The organism is Pseudomonas taetrolens (assembly GCF_900475285.1).
In the GTDB taxonomy this organism is placed as follows: domain Bacteria; phylum Pseudomonadota; class Gammaproteobacteria; order Pseudomonadales; family Pseudomonadaceae; genus Aquipseudomonas; species Aquipseudomonas taetrolens.
Genome location: NZ_LS483370.1, coordinates 1,741,346 through 1,764,322 on the forward strand (window position 1 = coordinate 1,741,346; position 22,977 = coordinate 1,764,322).

Below are 22,977 nucleotides of genomic sequence, written 5' to 3' on the forward strand. Positions count from 1 at the left end.
TCTTTAACGAGTCGCTGTCTTCATGATTTAGAAGTGGGTCATGTCTGGTGTTTGTGTATTAATTTTCCTGTGACTTCATCCGTTCCGTAGGGATAGCCGAGCCAATGCTCGATAGCCAACATGCACGGAAGAAGTCAGATGAATGCTGAAAAGTCCCTCAAACTTGCCCGCCGCTTCATCGAGTTGCCGTTGGAAAAACGACGGTTATTCCTCGACGGCCTGCGCGCTGAAGGGATCGACTTTTCGCAATTCCCGATTCCGGCCCAGGTCCCGGCCGAAGACCGCCAGGCGCTGTCTTACGCCCAGCGCCGCATGTGGTTCTTGTGGCAGCTGGACCCCGACAGCGGCGCCTATAACCTGCCCGGCGCGGTGCGCCTGAGCGGTGTACTGGATATCGCGGCCCTGGAGCAGGCTTTCGCCAGTCTGGTGGCGCGTCACGAAACCCTGCGCACGGTGTTTCGCCAGAACGCCGATGACAGCCTGGAGCAAGTGGCCCTGAGCGCGCCGCTTGAGGTGCAGCACCTGGACTTCAGCCTGCTGCCGTCCATCGAGCGCGAGCAGGCGGTGGCCGCCGAGGCGCAGCGCCAGTCCTTGCAGGCATTCGATCTGGCCCACGGCCCGTTGCTGCGTGTCAGCTTGCTGAGGCTGGCAGAGTGCGAGCATGTGTTGCTGTTGACCCTGCATCACATCGTTTCTGACGGTTGGTCGATGAATGTGCTGATCGACGAGTTCATCCGCTGTTATGACGCCTTTGAGCGTGACCAGACACCACAGCTGGCCGAGCTACCGATTCAATACAGCGACTATGCGCTGTGGCAGCGTCGCTGGCTGGAGGCCGGCGAGCAGGCCCGGCAACTGGAGTACTGGCAGGCCCGGCTCGGTGACGAGCACCCGATCATGACCTTGCCTGCGGACTACCCGCGCCCGGCGATGCCGAGTTATCGCGGCACCCGCCACGAATTTGCCCTGGACCCGGCCCTGGTGGACCAACTGCGCGGCTTGGCGCAACGGCACAACGTCACCTTGTTCATGCTGTTGCTGGGTGCGTTCAATATCCTGCTGCATCGCTACAGCGGGCAGGACGACCTGCGGGTCGGGGTGCCGATCGCCAACCGTAATCGCCGCGAAGTCGAAGGTCTGATCGGCTTCTTCGTCAACACCCAAGTGCTGCGTACCCAGCTGAATGCCCGGACCTCAGTGGCTGAGCTGTTGAGTGCGGTCAAGGAAGCCGCCCTCGGCGCGCAGGCGCATCAGGACTTGCCCTTCGAGCAACTGGTTGATGCGCTCAAGCTGGAGCGCAACCTGAGCCACAACCCGCTGTTTCAAGTGATGTACAACCATCAGCCGCAGGTTGCGGACATTGAAGCGGTGCAGACCGCCTCCGGCCTGGAGCTGGGCCTGATCGAGTGGCAGGGGCGCACCACCCAGTTTGACCTGAGCCTGGACACCTATGAAAAGGCTGGCCGCCTGTACGCGGCGCTGACCTACGCCAACGACCTGTTCGACGCCACCACCATCACGCGCATGGCTCGGCACTGGAGCAATCTGCTGCGGGCACTGGTGGACAACCCCGAACGCCGGGTCGGCGAATTGCCGATGCTCGATGCCGCAGAGCTGCAGACCCAGGTGCATGACTGGAACCGCACCGGGGCGGACTATCCGACCCGGCATTGCCTGCAGCATTTGTTGCAGGCACAGGTCGAGCGCACCCCGCAGGCCACTGCGCTGGTGTTCGGCGAGCAGTCCCTGAGCTATGCGCAACTCAATGCCCGGGCCAATCAACTGGCTCATGGGTTGCGCGAGCAGGGCGTGGGGCCGGACGTGCTGGTGGGCATCGCGGTCGAACGTTCGGTCGAGATGGTGGTCGGCCTGCTGGCGATTCTGAAGGCCGGAGGCGCCTACGTGCCGCTGGACCCGCATTACCCGCAAGAGCGTCTGGCGTACATGATCCAGGACAGCCGCATCGGGCTGTTATTGACCCAGCACGAATGGCTGGCCACGTTGCCGGTGGCGGGGATCAAGACCGTGTGCCTGGATCAGGACGCCGACTGGCTGGACGCCTACAGCGTGGATAACCCGCAGGTCGCCCAGGATCCGCAGCACCTTGCCTATGTGATTTACACCTCCGGCTCCACCGGTCGCCCCAAAGGCGCGGGCAACACCCACGCGGCGCTGGTCAACCGCTTGTGCTGGATGCAACAGGCGTACGCGCTGGGTGCAGACGACGCAGTGCTGCAAAAGACCCCGTTCAGCTTTGACGTGTCGGTCTGGGAGTTTTTCTGGCCGCTGATGACCGGCGCGCGACTGGTGGTGGCGCAGCCCGGCGAGCATCAAGAGCCGCTGCGTCTGATCGAAACCATCGTCCGGCATCACATCACTACCCTGCATTTTGTACCGTCGATGCTGCAGGCCTTTATTCACGAAACCGCTGTCGAGCGTTGCCGCAGCCTGCGGCGGATTGTCTGCAGCGGGGAAGCGCTGCCGGTGGATGCCCAGCAGCACGTGTTCGCCAAACTGCCGGACACCGAGCTGTACAACCTGTATGGCCCCACCGAAGCCGCCATCGATGTCACCCACTGGACCTGTGTCGAAGAAGGCGCGGCCGGGGTGCCGATCGGCCAACCGATCGCCAACCTGCGCACCCTGGTGCTGGATGCCGATCTGGCCCCGGTGGCGCAGGGGGTTGCGGGTGAGCTGTACCTGGGTGGTGCCGGTCTGGCGCGCAGCTACCATCGGCGCCCGGGCCTGACCGGCGAGCGTTTCGTGCCGTGCCCGTTCAACCCGGGGCAGCGCCTGTATCGCACGGGGGATCGGGTCCGCCAGCGGGTGGACGGGGTACTTGAGTACCTTGGTCGCCTCGACCATCAGGTCAAGCTGCGCGGCCTGCGCATCGAGCTGGGAGAAATCGAAGCGCGACTGGCTGAGCACCCCAGCGTCCGCGAAGCCGTGGTGTTGGTGCACGAGGGCAAGCAACTGGTGGCGTACGTGGTGCTTGAAGAGCCGAGCGAGGCCGGAGAGTGGCAGGCGGCACTGATCAGCCATCTGCAGCGGGGCTTGCCGGAATACATGGTGCCCGGGCACTGGATGGCGCTTGAGCGCTTGCCACTGTCACCCAACGGCAAGCTTGAGCGCAAGGCGTTGCCGCGCCCGGACCTGAGCGCGTCGCAACATGCGTATGTGGCCCCCGGCAACGCACTGGAACAGCGCCTGGCGCAGATCTGGCAAGCGGTGCTCGGCGTGCCGCAGTTGGGCATCGATGACAACTTCTTCGCCCTGGGCGGTGATTCGATCATCTCGATTCAGGTGGTCAGCCGCGCCCGACAGGCCGGGATTTCGTTCAGCCCGCGCGACCTGTTCCAACACCAAACCATTCGCAGCCTGGCCCGGGTCGCCGAGCTGAGCCAGCAGAGCCTGGTCGAGCAAGGCCCGGCCACTGGCGCTGTTGCCCTGGCGCCGGTGCAGCACTGGTTTTTCGAGCAGGCCATGCCGGTGCGTCAGCACTGGAACCAATCGCTGCTGTTGCAACCCCGCCAGGCCGTGGAGGCCGGAGAGCTGGAGCAAGCACTGATCAAATTGCTGAGCCAGCATGATGCCTTGCGTCTGCGCTTTGAGCCGCGTGACGGCGGTTGGCAGCAAGCCTATGCCGAGGTGTCGGCAAGCAGCGTGCTGTGGCATCGGCAGGCGGCTTCGACCGACGAACTGCATGGGCTCTGTGAACAGGCCCAGCGCAGCCTGGATCTGCAAAACGGGCCGTTGCTGCGTGCGCTGCTGGTCGACTTGCCTGACCACAGCCAGCGCTTGTTGCTGGTGGTTCACCACCTGGCGGTGGACGGTGTGTCATGGCGGGTCCTGCTGGAAGACTTGCAACAGTTTTACACCCGGCCCGATCAGGCGCCCCAGGCCAAAACCAGCGCTTATCAGGCCTGGACCGCCCGCTTGCCGGAGGCTGCGCTGGCGCGTGTCGAGCAGCTAAGCCAATGGCAGGCGCAACTGGCCGGCGCCCGCAGCGACTTGCCGTGTGAGCACAGCGACGCGGCGCTGGACAACCGGCACGCGCGCAAGCTGGAACTGAAACTGGATGCCGAGCTGACCCGGCAATTGCTGCAAGTGGCCCCCGCGGCCTACCGCACCCAGGTCAATGACCTGCTGCTGACGGCGTTGGCGCGGGTGATGTGCCGCTGGAGCGGGCACGCCAGCACATTGATTCAACTGGAAGGTCATGGCCGTGAACAGCTGTTCGACGACATTGATCTGTCGCGCAGCGTGGGCTGGTTCACCAGCCTGTTCCCGGTGCAGTTGACTCCGCACAGCGAGCTGGGCGCCTCGATCAAATCGATCAAGGAGCAGCTGCGCAGCGTACCGGAAAAAGGCGTGGGCTACGGCCTGCTGCGTTATCTGGCGGGCGAGGCGGTGGGCGCGCAACTGGCCGCGCTGGCCACACCGCGGATCACCTTCAACTACCTCGGCCAGTTCGACCGTCAGTTCGACGAACAGGCGCTGTTCGCCCCGGCGACCGAACGTGCAGGTGCGGCTCAGGACGAAAACGCCCCCATGGCCAACTGGCTGAGCATCGAAGGTCAGGTATATGGCGGCGAGCTGAGCCTGCAATGGACCTACAGCCATGGGATGTTTGAGGACGCCACCGTGCAGGCGCTGGTGGACGATTACCGCGACGAATTGACCGGCCTTGTTGCGCACTGCGCCAGTGCCGGGCAAGGCGGCATGACCCCGTCCGATTTCCCGCTGGCGAACTTGACTCAGGCTCAACTGGACAACCTCAACGTGCCGGCCAGCGCCATTGAAGACATCTACCCGCTGTCGCCGATGCAGCAAGGCTTGTTGGTGCACACCTTGCTTGAGCCGGGCTCGGGCATTTACTTCATGCAAGACCGCTACATCATCGACAGTGAGATCGACCTGCCGCGCTTTACCGCCGCCTGGCATGCCGTGGTGCAACGGCACGATGCGCTGCGGGCTTCGTTCAGCCTCGACGACGAAGGCCAGATGCTGCAAATCATCCACCGCGATGCTGCACCCCAGGTGCAGTTACACGACTGGAGCGAGCGCCCCCAGGCCGAGCACGAAGCCGCCGTGCAAGCGCTGCTGGCCGAAGATCGGGCCCGGGGCTTTGATTTGCTCAACACGCCGCCGTTCAGCCTGCGCCTGATTCGCCGCAGCGCCGGGCATTACTGGTTCATCCTCAGCAACCACCACATCCTGATCGATGCCTGGTGCCGCTCGCTGTTGCTGCAAGACTTTTTTGCCCTGTACAGCGGCCAGCGCAGCCTGCCACCGGCGGCGCGTTATCGCGATTTTATCCAGTGGTTGCAGATGCAAGGTGAGCGCGAAGCACTGGAGGCCTGGACGGCCGAGCTGGCCGGGTTCGAGCAACCGACACCGCTGCCGTTCGACCGAGCCGTACGCCGCCAGGGCGGGTTTTCGCAGATCGGTGATTGCTATGTCGATCTGGAGGTGGCGCAGGGTCGTGCCTTGCGCGAACTGGCCCAGCGTTACCAGCTGACGGTCAACACCTTGACCCAGGCGGCCTGGGCGCTGGTGTTGCAACGTTACAGCGGCCTCGACGAAGTGTTGTTCGGGGTGACGGTGGCCGGGCGTCCGGTCAACCGCCCGGAAATGCAGGACACGGTGGGGCTGTTCATCAACAGCATCCCGCTGCGCATGCACTTGCCCCGTGCCGGTCAGCACATCAGCGTGCGTGCATGGCTGCAAGGCCTGTTCGAGCACAACCTGGCGTTGCGTGAATATGAGCATTTGCCGCTGTTGAAGATCCAGGCCTGCAGCGCACTGGAAAAAGGCCAGTCGATTTTCGACAGCCTGTTTGTCTACGAAAACGCTCCGGTGGAAAGCGCGGTGGTCACGGGGGCCGAGCAGATCAGCGCCAAATCCGACAGCGCCCGGACCCACACCAACTACCCGATGACAGTGGTGGTGTACCCCGGCGATGCGCTGGGCCTGCATTTATCTTACGACCAGCGCTTTTTTGATGACGCCACGGCCGAGCGCCTGCTGGCGGACTTCAAGCGCCTGTTGCTGGCAATTGAGCAACATGCCGACGGTCATTTCGCCGACTTGCCGGTGGTGGCCGAGGCCGAGCGCGGGCACCTGTTGCAAGCGGGCAATCAGACCGCCCGCGACTACCCGCTGAACCAAGGTTATGTGCGTCTGTTTGAAGCGCAATTGGCTGCGCATCCCGAGCAGATTGTCGCCACCTGCCTGGACCGGCACTGGACCTATCGCGACCTCGATACCCGGGCCAACCGCCTCGGTCACGGCCTGCGTGCGGCGGGTGTCGGTATCGACCAGCCGGTGGCCTTGCTTGCCGAGCGCAGCCTGGAACTGCTGGGCATGATGCTTGGCAGCTTCAAGGCCGGTGCCGCTTACCTGCCGCTGGACCCGCAACTGCCGGCGCAACGCTTGCTGGATCTGCTGCAATTGGGCCAGGTTCCGGCCTTGGTGACCAGCGCCGCCTGCCGTGATCAGGCCCGTGATTTGCTGGCGCTGCTTGACCCTGAGCAACGACCCGCGCTGTTGATCTGGGAGGACGTGCAGGCGGGCGGTTATTCCAGCGAGCCGCCGGGGATCTATACCGGCCCGAATAACCTGGCGTATGTGATCTTCACTTCAGGTTCAACCGGCACGCCGAAAGGGGTGATGGTCGAGCAGGCCGGGATGCTCAATAACCAACTGAGCAAGCAACCGTACCTCAGCCTCGACGGCCGCGATGGAGTGGCGCAAACCGCGTCGCAGAGTTTTGACATTTCGGTGTGGCAGTTCCTCGCCGCGCCGCTGTTCGGGGCCCGGGTCGACATCGTGCCCAACGCCATCGCCCATGACCCGGCGGCCTTGCTGGCACACGTGGCGACGCGTGGGATCAGCGTGCTAGAAAGCGTGCCGTCCATGGTTCAAAGCCTGCTCGAAGAACCCCGGGTTTCACTGGCCGGCCTGCGCTGGATGCTGCCGACCGGCGAGGCGATGCCGCCCGAACTGGCCCGCCGCTGGTTGCAATGTTATCCGCAGACCGGCCTGGTCAATGCCTACGGCCCGGCGGAATGCTCGGACGATGTGGCGCTGTTCCGGGTGGATGCGGCCTCGGCTGAAGGCGCGTATTTACCGATTGGCCTGGCCACCGACAACAACCGCCTGTACGTGCTGGATGCGGGCTTGCAGCCCGTGCCGGCCGGGGTGGTGGGTGAGCTGTATGTGGCGGGCACCGGGGTCGGCCGTGGCTACTTCGGCGACCCGCTGCGCAGCGCGGCGGCGTTTTTGCCCAACCCTTATGCCGTGCAGGCAGGCGAGCGCCTGTACCGCACCGGTGACCTGGCACGGAGACGCGCCGACGGGCAGCTGGAATATGTCGGCCGCATCGATCAGCAAGTAAAAGTGCGCGGTTTTCGCATCGAACTGGGGGAAATCGAATCCCGTCTGCGCCAGCTTGCTGGCGTGCGTGAAGCCGCGGTGGTGGTGCAGGACGGCCCGACCGGCAAGGCGCTGGTGGCCTTCGTAGTGCCTGCCGATGAGGCGCTGGACTGGGCCGGATTGCGTGAGCAGCTCAAGGCCGGGCTCAAGGCGCAACTGCCGGAATACATGGTGCCGCAGCAATGGCAGCGGCTCGACCAGCTGCCGCTGAATGCCAACGGCAAGGTCGACCGCAAGTCGCTGCCCCAGGCCCACGCGGCGGACTGGCAGCGCGACGTGGTCGCGCCCCGCGCCGGGATCGAAAGCCGTATCGCGGCGATCTGGCAGGAGGTGCTCAAGCTGGACGCGGTGGGCCGTGACGACAACTTCTTCGAGCTGGGCGGGCATTCGCTGCTGGTGGCGCAAGTGGTGTCCCGCGTGCGCCAGCAACTGAATATCGAACTGCCCCTGAGCAGCCTGTTTGAAGCCAGCGTGCTCAGCGCGTTTGCCGCGCGTTGCGAGGCTCGGCCGAACAGCGTCAACCCGCCGGCCTTGCGCCCGCAGGCCATGGATCAGCCTCTGCGGTTGTCCTATGCCCAGCAGCGCCAATGGATTCTCTGGCAGCTGGACCCACACAGCGCCGCGTACAACATTCCGGCCGCCTTGCGCCTCAAGGGCGCGCTCGACCGTGACGCATTGTTGCGCAGCTTCACTGACTTGCAAGCGCGCCACGCCACCTTGCGCACCACGTTCAGCCAGGATGGCCAACAGGCGCGTGCGGTGCAGCACGCGAGTCTGCCGCTGGCCTTGCGCGAGCTGTCCTTGAACGCCCCCACCGCCGCTGAGATTGACGCCCGGGTGGCCCACGAAATGGCCCAGCCGTTTGACCTGCGCAACGGCCCACTGCTGCGGGTGCTGCTGCTTGACGTCGGCCCCGATGAGCATGTGCTGGTGCTGACCGTGCACCATATCGCCGCCGATGGCTGGTCGATGCAGGTCATGGTCGATGAATTCAGCGCCCTGTACGCGGCCCATGTCCAGGGTCAGCCTGCGCGGCTGCCGGCCTTGGCGGTGAGCTACGCCGATTACGCCGCGTGGCAGCATGACTGGCTGCACGCCGGTGAAGGCGAACGTCAGCTGCAGGCCTGGCGCGAGAAGCTCGGATCGCAGCACTCGCCGCTGGAATTGCCCAGCGAACTGACTCGCCCGGCAACGCGCAGCGAGCAGGGGACACGCCTCGAACTGAGCATCGACCGGGAGCTGGTCACCGGGTTGCGGCAGTTGGCGCAACAGCACAACGTCACGCTGTTCATGTTGCTGCTGGCCAGTTTCCAGACCCTGCTGCATCGCTACAGCGGCCAGTCGGCGATCCCTGTCGGCGTGCCGAATGCCGGACGCGGACGGATCGAAACCGAAGGCCTGATCGGCTTCTTCATCAACACCCAGGTGCTGCGTGCCGACATCGATGGCCAGCAGTCTTTCGCCAGCCTGCTGCAACAGGTCAAGGCCACCGCGCTGTGGGCACAAGCGCATCAGGATCTGCCCTTCGAGCAACTGGTCGAGGCCCTGCACCCCGAGCGCAGCCTGAGCCATAGTCCGTTATTTCAGGTGCTGTTCAACCACCAGCGGGCGATAGGTGAAAGCGTTGAACGCAGCTTGCCGGGCCTGCGTGTCGAGCGTATGGACTGGCAGCCATCCACGGCCCAGTTCGACCTGGCGCTGGATACCGAAGAGCAGGGCGAGCACCTGCATGCCAGCCTGACCTACGCCAGCGAGGTGTATGACGCCGCCACGATTCAGCGTCTGGCGGGGCATTGGCTGAGCCTGCTGCGCGCCGTGGTGCGTGAGCCGCAACAGCGGATTGCCGGGTTGCCGTTGCTGGAGGCCGATGAGCAACAGGCGCTGATCCGCCAGTGGAACCCGCAGATCCCGCCGCTGGCTGAAGCGTCGCCGCTTAATCTGCATCAGTTGTTTGAAGCGCAGGCCGCCCTGCAACCGCAGGCCATCGCCCTGAGTTGTGCCGAGGAGACGCTGAGTTACGCAGCGCTCAATGCCCGGACCAACCGCTTGGCCTACAAGCTGCGCGAGTTGGGGGTGGGCCCGGAAGTACGGGTCGGGATTGCCACTGAGCGGTCGATTGCGCTGGTGGTCGGGGTGCTGGCGATTCTCAAGGCCGGGGGGGCCTATGTGCCGCTGGACCCGCAGTCACCGACCGAGCGCCTGAGCTACCTGATCGAAGACAGTGGCATTCACCTGTTGCTGACCCAGGCGCACCTGCTGGAAGCCCTGCCGCCACGGGTCGGGGTGCAGACGCTGTGCCTTGAGCATCTGGCGCTGGACGGCTTCAGCGAGCAGAACCCGGAGAACCTCACCCGGCCCGAAAACCTGGCCTATGTGATTTATACCTCGGGTTCGACCGGGCGGCCCAAGGGCGCCCTGTTGAGTCTGGGTAACGTCACCCGTTTGCTCAGCGCCACGGCGCAAGACTTTGGCTTCGGCCCGGCAGACGTCTGGACCCTGTTCCACTCCTTTGCCTTCGACTTTTCGGTGTGGGAGCTGTTCGGTGCGCTGTGCACGGGCGGGCGCCTGGTTATCGTGCCGTATTACACCAGCCGTGAGCCGCAGGCGTTCCATCAATTGTTGTGCGATGAGCAGGTCACGGTGCTCAACCAGACCCCCACTGCGTTCCGCCAACTGCTGCCGGTTGTCTGCAACAGCCCGCAACCGCTGGCGCTGCGCTGGGTGATCTTCGGTGGCGAGGCGCTGGAGGTGTCGAGCCTGCGCCCGTGGTACGAACGCTTTGGCGAACACCCAACGACCCTGGTCAACATGTACGGCATCACTGAGACCACGGTTCACGTGACGTACCGTGCGCTGAGCCCGGCGGACCTCGACGCCGCGGCCCAAAGCCCCATGGGGCGGCCGATCAGCGACCTCAAGTGGTACTTGCTCGACAGCCAGTTGCAAGCGGTTGCGCCGGGCTGTGCGGGCGAGCTGTACATCGCCGGGGCCGGCCTGGCTCGCGGTTATCACGCTCGCCCCGGACTCAGTGCCGAGCGCTTTGTGCCCAACCCGTTTGCGCCCGGGGAGCGGCTGTACCGCAGCGGCGATCTGGCCCGTCAGCGGGCGGACGGCATGATCGATTACCTGGGGCGTATCGACCAGCAAGTGAAAATCCGCGGCTTGCGCATCGAACTGGGGGAAATCGAGGCCTGCCTCAAGCAGCAGGCCGGTGTCGCCGAAGCGGTCTTGAACGTGCACCACAGCGCCAACGGTCCGCAGTTGTGCGCCTATCTGGTGCCGGACGAGGCGCCGCTGGACCCGCTGGCCTGGCGCGAACACTTGCGCGCCGCGCTCAAGGCCGACCTGCCGGATTACATGGTGCCGAGCCAGTGGTTGCTGCTCGATGCCTTGCCGCTGACCGGTAACGGCAAGCTCGACCGCAAGGCCTTGCCGTCACCCGACGCCGATACCTGGCAGCGCCCTTACAGCGCGCCGGTGGGCGAGCTGGAAACCCGACTTGCCGAGATCTGGGCCAGCGTGCTGGATATCGAGCGGGTAGGGCGTCACGACAACTTCTTTGAATTGGGCGGGCATTCGCTGCTCGCGGCCCAGGCCAGTGCCCGGGTCGAACTGCAACTGGGCATCGACCTGGCGCTGCGTGCGCTGTTCGAAGCTGCCGACCTTCAAGCCTATGCCGCATTGGCACAGGCACAAACGCCTGCGGATAACGATGTTCGTCTGAGCGCGCTCGAATCGCTGCTCGACGAGATGGAGATCAACTGATGGAAAACTCGACCGCCTGGCGTATTGCCAACCGCTTCGCCAGCCTGGCGCCTGACCAACGCCGCGAGTTCCTGCAAAAAATGCAGGAACAGGGCGTCAGCTTTGGCCAGCTGCCGATCCCGGCCACCGCTCCGGCGGATGAGTCGTGCGAGCTGTCTTATGCGCAGCAGCGCCAATGGTTTTTGTGGCAACTCGACCCCGAAGGCGCGGCGTATCACATCCCTGCGGCCTTGCGTTTGCACGGCCCACTGCAGGTCGAGGCCTTGCAGCGCAGCTTCGATGCCCTGCTTGAACGCCATCACAGCCTGCGCAGCGTGTTCATTGAAACCGATGGCCAGATTCGCCAACAACGGTGCGCGGGCGAAGGTTCGCCCGCCGTGCAACTGACTCGCCATGATCTGCGCGACCGGCCTGAGGCCGAGCGCCTGAGTGTGGCTATGCAGCTGCTGGAACAGGACATCGCCCGGCCGTTCGATTTGCAGCACGGTCCGTTGCTGCGGGTGAATCTGATCCAGCTGGACGAAGGCGACCACGTGTTGCTGCTGACCTTGCATCACATCGTCGCCGACGGCTGGTCGATGGGGGTGCTGGTCGACGAGTTCTCGCAGCTGTACGCGGCCCACGCCCAAGGCACGGCCATTGAGCTGCCTGCGTTGCCGATTCAGTACACCGACTACGCATTGTGGCAACGGCGCTGGATGCAGGCCGGCGAGCAGGAACGCCAGCTGGACTGGTGGCGCGAGCAATTGGGCGGTGAACAGCCGGTGCTGGAATTGCCCGGTGACCGCGCGCGTCCGGCCCAGGCTTCGCAACGCGGAGCGCGCCTGGATTTTGCCCTGGACCCGCTGCTGGCCCAGGGATTGATGGCCCTGGCCCGGGAGCGCGGGGTGACCCCGTTCATGTTGCTGCTGGCCAGTTTTCAGGTTTTGCTGCACCGCTACAGCGGGCAAAAGGATCTGCGGATCGGTGTGCCGGTGGCCAACCGTAGCCGCGCCGAAACCCGAGGCCTGATCGGCTTTTTCGTCAATACCCAGGTGCTGCGTGCCGAACTGCACGGGCACCTGTCGTTTGCGCAGCTGCTGACGCAAACCCGCGACTGCTCGCTGGATGCCCAGGGCTATCAGGACTTGCCCTTCGAGCAGGTGGTGCAGGCGTTGCAAGGTGAGCGCAGCCTCAGCCACAGCCCGTTGTTCCAGGTGATGTTCAATCACCAGCAAAGCCGCCCCGGAGCGTTGAGCGGGATGCTCGCCGGGCTCACCGTCGAAAGCCTGGAATTACCGGGGCGCACCACCCAGTTCGACCTGCAACTGGATACCCACGAGGAAGGTCAGCAGTTGATGGCCAGCCTGACCTACGCCACCGATCTGTTTGATGCCGAGCGTATCGACACCCTGGCGCAGCATTGGCGTAACCTGCTGGCGGGCATCGTTGCCAACCCCGAGTGTGCGATCGGCGAACTGCCGATGCTGGCAGCGGCGCACGTCGAATCGACCTTGCACGGGCTGAATGCCACGCAGCACACCTATCCCGGCCCAGAGTGCGTACACCTGCATATTGAAGCGCAGGCCCTGGCCACCCCGCAGGCCTGTGCGCTGGTGTTTGGTGCGCAACAGCTGAGCTACCGCGAACTGAATCAACGGGCCAATCGCTTGGCGCAGCACTTGCGCGCCAGAGGCGTGGGCCCGGAAGTACGGGTTGGCGTGGCGTGCGAGCGCTCGCTGGAACTGGTGATCGGCTTGCTGGCGATTCTCAAGGCCGGCGGCGCCTACGTACCACTGGACCCGCAGTACCCGGCGGAGCGCCTGGCTTACTTGTTTGAAGACAGCTGTATCAGCCTGTTGCTGACCCAGGCCTCTGTGCAGGAGCGACTGCCGCTGCCCGTGGGGTTGCCGGTGTTGTGCCTTGAGCCAGGGCCGGCGTGGCTGGACGACCAAGGTGATGAGAACCTGATCAACCTGGCCTGCCCGCAGAACCTGGCGTATGTGATCTACACCTCCGGCTCCACCGGCAAGCCCAAGGGCGCGGGCAATAGCCACGGCGCGCTGTACAACCGCCTGGCCTGGATGCAGCAGGCGTACGGCTTGAAGGCGGCGGATCGGGTGCTGCAAAAGACGCCGTTCAGCTTTGACGTGTCGGTGTGGGAGTTTTTCTGGCCGCTGATGCACGGTGCCACGTTGGTGGTGGCCGCGCCCGACGTCCATCGTGACCCGCAGCAACTGGCGGCATTGATTGTCGAGCAGGCGATCACCACCCTGCATTTTGTGCCGTCGATGCTGCAAGCGTTTATCGGTGCAGACGAAGCCTCGCAGTGCACGAGCCTGCGCCGTGTGGTCTGCAGCGGCGAAGCGCTGCCGATGCAATTGCAGCGCGAGACCCTGCGCTGCCTGCCGCAGACGGCGCTGTACAACTTGTATGGCCCGACCGAAGCCGCGATCGACGTCACCCATTGGACCTGTGTCGAAGAAGGCCGCGACAGCGTGCCGATCGGGCACCCGATTGCCAACCTGCGCACTTACATCCTGAGCCCCGAACTGCAAGCCTTGCCCACGGGCGCCATGGGTGAACTGTACTTGGCGGGCAGCGGTCTGGCCCGGGGTTATCACGCCCGACCGGGCCTCACCGCAGACCGTTTTGTGGTTGATCCTTTTGGCAGCGGCGAACGCTTGTACCGCACCGGCGACCTGGCCCGTTACCGCACTGACGGGGCCATTGAATACTGCGGACGGATCGACCATCAGGTGAAGCTGCGCGGCCTGCGTATCGAGCTGGGTGAAATCGAAGCGTGCCTGCACGGTCATCCGCAGGTGCAGGAAACGGTGGTGGTGGCGCTGGACAATCAGTTGGTGGCGTATCTGGTGCCTGCCGAGCCGCAGTGGCGTGAGCAACCCGAGGCCCAGGCAGCATTGCGCGAAACCTTGAAGGCGCATGTGCTGCGCAGCCTGCCGGACTACATGCTGCCCACGCACTGGGTGCTGATCGAGTGCATGCCCCTGAGCCCCAATGGCAAACTGGAGCGCAGGCTGTTGCCGGCGCCACAGGTGAGCATCAGCCAGCGTGTCTTCGAGGCTCCGCGCACTGACAACGAGCGGCAATTGGCGGCCATCTGGCAAGACGTGCTGGGCCTGGAACAGGTCGGGCGCCAGGACAACTTCTTCGAGCTGGGCGGCGATTCGATCATTTCTATCCAGGTAGTCAGCCGGGCCCGCCGCGCTGGTCTGCGCTTGCAACCCCGCGACCTGTTTCAACAACCGACCCTGCACGCGCTGGCGGCAGTGGTCAGCCAGCAAACGGTGGCGCCCATTGCCCAGGGACCGAGTGTCGGCCTCCAGGCCCTGACGCCGGTGCAGCGCTGGTTCTTCGACAATCAGAGCGTGCAGCCCGGGCACTGGAACCAGTCGGTTCTGCTTGAGGTGCGCGAACCCCTGGAGCTGCTGCGTCTGCAAACGGCTGTCCAGCAGGTATTGGCCCGGCATGACGCGTTGCGCTTGCAGTTCCGGCAGCAGGCCGGGCAATGGACCGCGCGCTATGCGACGCTGGACAGCGTGGCGGCCACCGACTTGCTGTGGACCGCTCAAGTGCAAAGCGCCGAGGCGCTGCAAGGTTTGTGCGATGAGGCCCAGCGCAGTCTGTCGCTGCATGACGGCCCGTTGCTGCGGGTGGTGCTGATCGATCATGAAGACGGCGGCCAGCGTTTGTTACTGGTGATTCACCACTTGGTGGTGGACGGCGTGTCGTGGCGGGTGCTGCTCGAAGACTTGCAAGCGGCTTACGCCGGGCAGGCGTTGCCGGAAAAAACCAGCGCGCTGCAAGACTGGGCCACCCGACTCGATACCTACGCCAAAAGCCCGGAGCTGGCGGCACAGCTGGCGTGGTGGCAGGCCCGATTGCACGGCGTCAGCGGCGAGTTGCCATTGGCTAAGGCCAATGGCAGTCAGGCGCTGCGTCATCGGCAGGTGGTCAGCCTGGGGTTGGGCCGCGAGCAGACCCGGCAATTGCTCCAGCAAGCCCCGGCGGCCTATCGCACCCAGATCAACGACCTGCTGTTGACGGCTCTGGCCCGCGCCTTGTGCGACTGGACCGGGGAAGCCGACGCACTGATCCAGCTCGAAGGCCACGGCCGCGAAGAGCTGTTCGACGGCATCGACCTGACCCGCACCGTGGGCTGGTTCACCAGCCTGTTCCCGGTCAAATTGACCCCGGCGGCCGATATCGCCGGCTCGATCAAGGCCATCAAGCAACAGCTGCGCGAGGTGCCGGGCAAAGGCCTGGGATTTGGCCTGTTGCGTTATCAGGGGGATGCCGCTGCCCAGGCCAGCCTTGCGGCGCTGGCGCCAGCGCGGGTGACCTTCAATTACCTGGGTCAGTTCGATCAGAGCTTCAGCGAAGATGCGCTGTTTGTCCCGGCCCGTGAGGCCAGTGGCGCGACGCAAAGCCTAGATTCGCCGCTGGCCAACTGGCTTTCGGTGGACGGCCAGGTGTATGGCGGTGAGCTGAAGCTGGACCTGAGCTTTAGCCAGGAGTGTTTTGACACGCAGGCCATTCAAGCGTTGGCCGATGGATTTGCCGCGCAGTTGCAGGCACTGGTCGAACATTGTCTGGCGCCGGACAACAGCGGCGTGACCCCAGCCGATTTTGCCTTGGCCAGCCTGACCCAGGCCCAGCTCGATCAATTGCCAGTGGCGCCACGCCAGATTGAAGACCTGTACCCGCTGTCGCCGATGCAGAGCGGCCTGTTATTCCACAGCCTGTACGAACCCCAGGCCGGGGCTTACGTCAATCAGCTCAGCGTTGAAGTCACGGGGCTGGATGCGGCACGCCTTGCCCGGGCGTGGCAAGCGACGCTGGATGCACACCCGATTTTACGCAGCGGCTTCCATTGGCCCGAAGGCGCTGCGGCGCCGGTGCAACTGGTGCAGCGCGCATTGGCGTTGCCGTTGACCGTGCTCGACTGGCGTGGCCGTGCCGAGCACTCGGCAGAGCTGCAATTGCTGGCGCGCAGCGAACGCTTGCAGTTCGACCCGGCCCAGCCGCCTTTGCTGCGCCTGGCACTGGTGCGCCTGGATGAGCAGCGTCAGCAACTGATCTACACCCACCACCATCTGCTGCTGGATGGCTGGAGCAATGCCTTGCTGTTGGGGGAAGTCCTGCAACGCTACGCCGGGGTTGAAGTGGCGCCTCAACAGGGGCGCTTTGCCGACTACATCGGCTGGCTGCAGGCTCAGGATGCGATGGCTGATGAGGCGTTCTGGCGCGAGCAACTGGCGACACTGGAAAACCCGACCTTGCTGGCCCAGACCCTGGCTCCGCATGCCGCCGATGAGATTGCGGACAGCGCGCATGCCGACCACCGCCAGGTGTTCGATGCGCGCAGCAGCGCGGCCTTCGCCGCTTTTACCCGGCAACATGCGGTCACCCTCAACACCCTGGTTCAGGGCGCATGGGCGCTGTTGTTGCAGCGCTACAGCGGCCAGCAGACGGTCGCGTTCGGTGCCACGGTCTCCGGGCGGCCGGTCGACTTGCCGGGGGCGGAGCAGCAACTCGGCCTGTTTATCAATACCTTGCCGGTGATCACCCGGCCGCAAGCCGCCGAAAGCGTGGTGCAGTGGCTGGGCCGTTTGCAGGCGCACAACCTGGAATTGCGCGAGCATGAATTCACCGCCCTGAGTGATGTGCAGCGTTGGGCCGGGCGTACGGGCGAGCCGCTGTTCGACAGTCTGCTGGTGTTTGAAAACTTCCCGATTGCCCAGGCCTTGCAGCAGGGCGCACCGGACGGTTTGAGCTTTTCGGTGCCGGACAACCATGAGCGCACCAATTACCCGCTGACCCTGGCAGCCGTCAGTGAAGGACAGTTGAGCCTGACGTGGAGTTTCTTGCTCAGCCATTTCAGCCCGGTCGCCATTGCCCGCATGAGTGAACATCTGGCGTGCCTGCTGCACGCCATGGTGGCCACGCCGCAGGCCAGTCTGGGTGAGTTGCAGCTGCTGAGCGCTGGCGAACAGACCCGGCTCTTGCAGGACTGGAATCCGCCGCCAGGCCCCACGACGCAACACTGCGTGCATCAGTTGATCGAGGCACAGGCGGCCATTCGCCCCGAGGCCACAGCCCTGATTTTTGCCGACACCACGTTCAGTTACGCCGACCTCAACCAGCGCGCCAACCGTCTGGCCCATCGCCTGCGCGAACTGGGGGTTGGCCCGGAGGTCCGTGTCGGGATCGCGGTGGAGCGCTCGCCGCAGATGATCATTGGCCTGCTGGCGATTCTTAAAGCCGGCGGCGCCTACGTGCCGCTGGACCCGGCCTATCCGGCCGAGCGCTTGGGCTATCTGATGCAGGACAGCGGCATTGCGCTGCTGCTCAGCCAATCGTGGTTGCGCGCCGCACTGCCGCAGATTGAAGGTCTGCCGGTGCTGGAACTGGACCGCGAGGCCGTGGGCCATCTGCCGGACGACAACCCGCGCAACCTGACCGATGCGCACAACCTCGCCTACCTGATTTACACCTCGGGATCCACCGGCCGCCCCAAGGGCGTGAGCGTGGCTCACGGCCCGCTGGCCATGCATTGCCTGTCGATTGGCGCGTTGTACGGCATGACCCCGGACGACCGCGAGCTTCAGTTCGCCTCCATCAGTTTTGACGGTGCCCACGAACGCTGGCTGACCCCGCTGGTGTTCGGCTCGGCACTGATGCCCCGCGATGACGAGGTCTGGAGTGCCCAGCGCACCTGCGAGGAGATCGAGCGACACGGCATCACCATTGCCTGTTTCACGCCGAGTTACTTGCTGCAAATGGCCGATTACATGGGCGAAGCCGGGCGCAAATTGCCCATTCGTTCCTACACCGTGGGCGGCGAAGGCATGCCCAAGCACGCCTTTGATGAAGTGCAGCGGGTGCTGCAGCCGCCGCGCATCATCAACGGCTACGGGCCGACCGAAACGGTGATTACCCCGCTGATCTGGTGCGCGTACCCGGGCAGTCAATTCGAATCGGCGTTTTTGCCCATCGGGCGTCCGGTCGGTGAACGCAGCGCCTATGTGCTGGATGGCAGCCTGCAACCGCTGCCGGTGGGGGGGGCCGGGGAGCTGTACCTGGGCGGTGAAGGGGTTGCCCGCGGTTATCACCAGCGCCCGGCCCTGACCGCCGAGCGCTTTGTGCCCGATCCCTTTGTATCGGGGGCACGCCTGTACCGCAGTGGCGACCTGGCGCGGTTGCGTGAGGACGGCGTGGTCGAGTATCTGGGGCGTATCGACCAGCAGGTGAAGATTCGCGGTTTCCGCATCGAACTGGGGGAAATCGAAGCCTGCTTGCTGGAACACCAAGGGGTGCGCGAAGCCTTTGTCGTCGACCGTGAGGGGCCGGTCAGCCGGCAACTGGTGGGCTACGTGGTGGCCCGCGACCCAATGGCCGATGAAGCCGGGTTGCGCGAAGCTTTGCTGGCGCATTTGCGCAGCCGCTTGCCCGCCCATATGTTACCGGCGCACCTGATGTGCCTGGCGGCTCTGCCGCTGACCCCCAATGGCAAACTCGATCGCCAGGCCTTGCCTGCACCCGAGGCCAGTCGTCAGGCCGCGCAGCGGGTGGCGCCGACGACACCGGCCGAGGCCTTGCTGGCCGAGGTCTGGCAAGACGTGCTGGGGCTGGATGCAATTGGCGTGACCGAGAACTTTTTCGACCTGGGTGGCGACTCGATTATTTCGCTGCTGGCGGTGAGCCGTGCCGGACAACGCGGGCTGGCGTTTACCCCTAAGCAATTGTTCGAGGCGCAAACCATTCGCGGGCTGGCGGCGGTGGCCAGCACCATCGGGCGGCAGTCATTGCCGGGGCTCCAAACCCTGGCCTTTGCTCAAGTGCCGGGCGCGGTGAAGGTGGATCGCCGCGTGCTGGACGACCTGTACCCACTGTCGCCGATGCAGCAGGGCATGTTGTTCCACTGTGTTGAATCCCCGGAGCTGAACCTCTACGTCAACCAGCTCAGCGTAGCGGTGGAAGGCTTGCAGGTGGAGCGTTTCCGGGCGGCATGGCAGGTCTTGCTCGAACGTCACGAAGTGCTGCGCGCAGCCTTTATGTGGCGCGACGGTCTGGCCGACCCGCTGCAGGCGGTCTACCGCCAGGCCAGCTTGCCGATCGTCGAGCTGGACTGGCGCGAACACGCGGCACCCGAGGCCGCCTTGCAGGCCCTGGCGGCGCAGGATCAGGCCCGGGGCTTTGACTTGAGCTGCCCGCCGTTGATGCGTTTTACCCTGGTGCGCCTGGGCGAGCGTCAGTTCCAGATGATCTGGACTTACCATCACTTATTGCTGGACGGCTGGAGTGCTTCACGCCTGCTTGGGGAAATGCTGCGCCTGTACGCTGATCAGGCGTTGCCCGCATTGACCGGGCGCTATGCCGACTACATCAGCTGGCTGGCGCAACAGGACGTCAGCGTGGCCGAAGACTTCTGGCGCGAGCGTCTGAGCCCACTGCAAACCCCGACCATTCTGGCCAATGCAGCCAATAGCGAAGGCCATGGTCATGGTGTGCTGTACAGCTACCTCGACCGTGAGGCGAGCGAGCGTTTGCAGCAGTTTGCCAACCGCCAGCGCGTGACCCTCAACACTCTGGTGCAAGCGGCCTGGCTGTTGCTGTTGCAGCGTCACACCGGGCAGCGCTGCGTGGCCTTCGGCGCCACGGTGGCGGGGCGTCCGACCGAACTGGCCGGGGCCCAGGACATGCTCGGACTGTTTATCAATACCTTGCCGGTGATTCAGACCCTCGACCCGCAGCAGCCGCTGGGTGACTGGTTGCGCCAATTGCAGGATTACAACCTGGCCATTCGCGACTTTGAACACACACCGCTGGCGGACATTCAGCGCTGGGCCGGGCAGGGCGGGCAAGGGCTGTTCGACAGCATCATCGTGTTTGAAAACCACCCGGTGGACCGTGCGTTGCGCGGCGAGCAGGATGGCGAGCTGAAGTTTGCCGAGGTCGGCAGCGGCGGTGTGACCAACTTCCCGATGGACCTGATGGTCAGCGCCACCGACCAGGGACTTGAAGTGGAGTACCTGTATTTGCGCGAACGTTTTAGCGAGGTTGAAGCGCAACGCGTTCGCGCCGGGCTTGAAGGTTTGTTGGCGCAATTACCGAACGATGCAGGGTGCCTGATCGGCGACATCGGCCTGCCGCAGGCGCGACTGGAGTTGCCACGCGCCGACGCGCCAGTGACGGATCTGGTGCAGGGCTTCAGTGCCCAGGTGGCACATCAACCGCTGGCCGTGGCCCTGATCTGTGAGGGGCGAGCGCTGAGCTATGCGCAGCTGGAGGCTCAGGCCGATATGTTGGCGGCGCACTTACAGGCCCATGGCATTGGCCCGGAAGCCCTGGTGGCGGTGGCGTTGCCGCGTTCGGAACAGACCATTGTGGCGTTTTTGGCGGTGCTCAAGACCGGTGCCGCGTACTTGCCGCTGGACCTCGATTACCCGGCGCAACGCCTGGATTTCATGCTGGCCGACTCTGCAGCCAGCCTGTTGTTGTGCAACAGCGATGTGGATCAGCGGGTGGCCTTTAATGTGCAGACACCGCGTTTGTGGCTGGATCAACTGAGCGAAATAGACACCGCGCCGCGTGCGGTCCAATCGCTGCCCGGACACCTGGCGTATCTGATCTACACCTCGGGTTCCACCGGTCAGCCCAAGGGTGTGGCCGTGGCGCGCGAGCCGATTGCTCGGCACTGCCAGGGCATTATCGGTCTGTATGAGCTAAGCCCGCAGAGCCGCGAACTGCACTTTATGTCGTTCGCCTTCGATGGCGCCCAAGAGCGCTGGCTCAGTGTGCTGCTGGCCGGTGGCAGCCTGGTGATTCGCGAGGATTCGCTGTGGACCCCGGAGCAGACGTTGCAGGTGCTGCACCAACAGCGGGTGACGGTGGCGTGCTTCCCGCCGGCGTACTTGCAGCAATTGGCGCAAGTGGCGCTGGTGCAGGGCAATCCGCCTGCTGTTCACACCTATTGCTTTGGCGGCGACGCCGTGCCGGATGCCAGTTTTGAACTGGCCAAACGGGCGTTGCAACCGCAGCGTCTGGTCAACGGTTACGGCCCGACCGAAACCGTGGTCACGCCGCTGCTGTGGCGCGCCGACGTCTCAGCGTGTTGCGATGCGGCTTACGCGCCGATTGGCCGTAGCGTGGCCGGGCGTGGAGTGTACGTGCTGGATGCGGACATGAACCCGTTGCCGGTGGGTGTCAGCGGTGAGTTGTATCTGGGCGGGGAATGTCTGGCCCGGGGTTACCATCGCCAGCCGGGGTTGAGCGCCGAACGTTTCGTCCCGGACCCGTTCCAGGGCGACGGTGGGCGGATGTACCGCACCGGTGATCTGGTGCGCCAGCGCGAGTGCGGGCTGATCGACTATCTGGGCCGCCTCGACCAGCAAGTGAAAATTCGCGGTTTCCGTATCGAGCTGGGGGAAATCGAAGCCCGTCTGCGTCAGTGCAGCGGGGTGCAGGATGCGGCGGTCACTGTGATCGACGGGGTGAGCGGTAAACAGTTGGCGGGTTATGTGGTGGCAACCGCCAGCGCCACCCTGGAGCGTGATCTCAAACAGCAATTACACGCGCAACTGCCGGATTACATGGTGCCTGCGCACATCGTGGCGCTGGCGCGTTTCCCGCTGTCGGCCAACGGCAAGCTGGACCGTCGCGCTTTGCCTGAGCCGCAACTGCGCCAGGGCACTTATCGCGCCCCGCGCAATGCGCTGGAACAGGCCTTGGCAGGGATCTGGCAAGACGTGCTGGGGCTGGAGCGGGTCGGTATTGACGATAACTTCTTCGAGCTGGGCGGTGACTCGTTGCAGGTGCTCAAAGTCATCTCGCGGGTGCGCCATCAGCCTGAGCTGGGCTTGAACCTCAAACTGCGCGACCTGATGCAAAAACCTTGCATCGGCGAACTCAGCGGTTATGAACCCGCTGTTCAAACCGGGGCGCCAGACCCGTTGCTGGCACTCAATAGCCGGGTCAGCTCGGTGCCGCCGTTGTTCTGCCTGCATGCCGGTTTTGGCACGGTGTTCGATTACGAGCCACTGGCCCGTAAATTGGACGGGCGTCGCAGCGTTTATGGTGTGCAGTGCCGCATGTTGCTCGACCCGCACTGGCAGGACGGCTCGTTGCAGGACATGGCGCGGGCGTATGCCGAGCGCATTCGTCAGCAACAGGCGCACGGGCCGTATCACTTGCTGGGTTGGTCGCTGGGCGGCGCATTGACGTTGCTGGTGGCACAGGCGCTGGAAGCGCAAGGCCAGCAGGTGGCGTTCGCCGGACTGGTGGACAGTTATGTCGCCGGTACGGCTGAGGCCACTGACGGGCGTGAAGACTTGCAAGACTTTTTACGCTTTGTACTGGGCATGCCCGACGCCGAGGCGCAGACGTTGACGCAGGATCCGACGCTGAACGCGGAGCAGGTGATTGAGGCGGCCATGGCCGAGTCTCGGGACAACCAGGCTGAGCACGGCCTGCTGGGGTCGGCGGAGTTGAGCCAGATCTTTGCGGTGGGCGCGCGCCTCAAGCAGTTGGCCCTGGAGCAGCGTGCGTTGCCTCGCACCCACGTGGCTGCTCACCATTGGTGGGTGCCCGGCCGCGAGGACGAGCGCCGGGTGCATGCGGCGCAAACCGGTGCCGGGGCCAGTCACACCTTAGTGGAGCGCGGTCACTACGAGTTGTTGAATCACGCGGCATTGCTGGCACAGCTCGATGAATTATTGGCGCAGGCATCTGTATGCCTGCTCGCCAGCGACTCCCTGAATTGAAGGAATT

Annotated in this window: 2 protein-coding genes; both read left to right on the forward strand. The window is 64.5% G+C overall.

The features are described from left to right. Window positions 1-138: 138 nt before the first annotated feature. Entirely contained in the window at window positions 139-11,202 is an 11,064-nt protein-coding gene (locus tag DQN55_RS08220; RefSeq protein ID WP_048383244.1) for a non-ribosomal peptide synthase/polyketide synthase, read from the forward strand. After that, window positions 11,202-22,970, forward strand: coding sequence for an amino acid adenylation domain-containing protein (locus DQN55_RS08225; RefSeq protein ID WP_048383245.1), 11,769 nt, complete (start codon window positions 11,202-11,204; stop codon window positions 22,968-22,970). Before DQN55_RS08220 ends, DQN55_RS08225 begins: the two co-directional genes overlap by 1 nt. The last annotated feature ends 7 nt before the right edge of the window (window positions 22,971-22,977 follow it).

What these genes read in the sequence shown, in the direction of transcription:
- DQN55_RS08220 (WP_048383244.1), top strand. Translation starts at nt 139, where the DNA reads ATGAATGCTGAAAAGTCCCTCAAACTTGCCCGCCGCTTCATCGAGTTG.
- DQN55_RS08225 (WP_048383245.1), top strand. Translation starts at nt 11,202, where the DNA reads ATGGAAAACTCGACCGCCTGGCGTATTGCCAACCGCTTCGCCAGCCTG.